The following is a 1,793-nucleotide window of genomic DNA, read 5'->3' as shown; positions in this document are numbered from 1 at the left end:
GATGCTGTTGGTTTATTCGGGGCCTGGTTACTTCGCCCCGCCGCATGCGGCGGGGCGAAGTGCTGCGAAGTGGCTGGTGCGGGTGCGGGCCCGGGGTGTGCCGGTGAGGTGGTCGTCGATGCGGGCGAGGTTGATGGCGGCACCGGTGAGTTGGTGCTGGAGGCTGGTCTTGCTCAACCCGTGATAGCGGGATCTGCGCAGGCCACAGCGCTGAACGCCTTGGGCGATGGCCCCTTCGACGCCAGCCCTGATCCGGTATCGCTCTTTCCAGGCATCGGTCTGCTGAAGCAGGCGGGTCTGCTGGAGCGTGTCGTACTCCTCGCGGGGCCGGAGGGTGAGCTGCCGGAGCGTGGCCGTCGGTGTGCTGAGGCAGGCACTGCGCTGCGGGCAGGGGCGGCAGTCGCGGACCGAGAACTTGATCCGGATGACGGGCATCCGGCGCTGTGAGCTGTGGAGGGCCCAGGACGAGCTGGTGCTGCCGTTGGGGCAGGTAGCCCGCTGGCTGTCCCAGTCGATGGTGAAGGCTTCCTGACCGTAGGCGCCCTCTGCTCGGGCGGTCTGGACGCTGTTCACCGCCTGGAGCGGCCCGTGCAGTTCCACGCTGTAGTCACGGCGGGCGGCGACCATGGCGGGACTGTTGGCGTAGCCGGTGTCCACCCAGTGCTCTGCGGGCAGCAGGTCCCGACCGGCGAGTCCGGCGTGGACCACGGCGGCCATACGGTCGTCGTTGACCGCGGCGGTCGTGGTGGCGACGTTGGTGATCAGGTGCAGGACATCGGGGCCGCAGGTCTCGGTGATGTGGACCTTGTAGCCGGACCAGTCCAGGTCACGCTTGGAGCCGTTACGGGTGGCGGTGTCATAGGGGGTCACCAGGCGCATCGCGCCCGGCGGGCGGTCTTTTGGGTCCCGGCATCGCACCTCGCCGTCGACCAGGTGGAAGTACTGGACCCACACCTGCCGAAGGATCTCGACCTGCGGCAGCGCGCGCAGATGGCCGGGCGCGCCCGGCGCCGTCACCGCCTGAAGCAGCCGCATACCGTCCCCGCCGATGCGCCGGCCGGTCTCGTCCCGCTTTGCGCGGGCCTTGGGGAACCGTGAGTCCTCGATCCGGGTGGCGTAGTGCCTGAACCAGTCCGGTTCGGCCACCCGGTCCAGCCACTCGGGAGCGGCCTGGGCCAGCGCGTTCAACGCCGCCCGCAGCGTCTCTGCCACCACCTCCAGCCGACACAGATCCCGCGCCGCGGACAGCACGTGGGTGGAGTCGGTCCGGGCCTTCCCGCCCGCAGCCAGCAGTTCCTTGCTGCGGGCGGCGTCCAGGATGCCGTCCAGCACCCGCCGTCCGGCGTCCGCGCCGGTCAGACGGTCCCGGAACTCCGACAACACCGAGTAGTCGAAACCGGGATCGGTCAGGTCCAGCCCGAGCGCGTACTTGAAGTCGATGCGGGCCCGCACCGCCTCCGCGGCCTGCCGGTCGGTCAGCCCCTCCACGAACTGCAACACCAGTACCAATGCGAGACACCCCGGCGACCAAGCGGGCTTGCCCCGGGACGGGAAGAGGTCAGCGAACTGCTCATCAGTGAACAACGCACCCAGCTCGTCACGGATACGGATCGCAAGGCTGCCCTTGGGAAACGCGGCCTTGGCCACCCGCGCCGTTTCCGCCGGAACCTCTCCCGGCACCACCGGCCGCATCGACATCGGCACTCTCCCCCCACGACAACGTCGGTCTCCAAGACCACAACTGGGTCTTGGAGACCGACGTCACGCAGGCCCCGAATAAACCAACAGCATCC

The 1,793-nt window shown here is 69.1% G+C and carries 1 protein-coding gene; it reads right to left on the bottom strand.

Features of this window, described 5'->3' with window-relative positions; all coding sequences use genetic code 11:
- Positions 1–27 precede the first annotated feature (27 nt).
- Positions 28–1,698 (bottom strand): IS1182 family transposase, encoded by a 1,671-nt coding sequence (locus tag LQ326_RS47045; protein ID WP_234545354.1) that lies wholly within the window; start codon positions 1,696–1,698, stop codon positions 28–30.
- Positions 1,699–1,793 lie beyond the last annotated feature (95 nt).

It is taken from the genome of Streptomyces shenzhenensis (genome assembly GCF_021462265.1).
Lineage (GTDB): Bacteria > Actinomycetota > Actinomycetes > Streptomycetales > Streptomycetaceae > Streptomyces > Streptomyces shenzhenensis.
This window is presented reverse-complemented; position numbering and strand designations above follow the sequence as displayed.

Excerpts from the sequence above, each read along its gene's own strand:
- LQ326_RS47045 (WP_234545354.1), bottom strand. The coding sequence starts at position 1,698 with ATGTCGATGCGGCCGGTGGTGCCGGGAGAGGTTCCGGCGGAAACGGCG.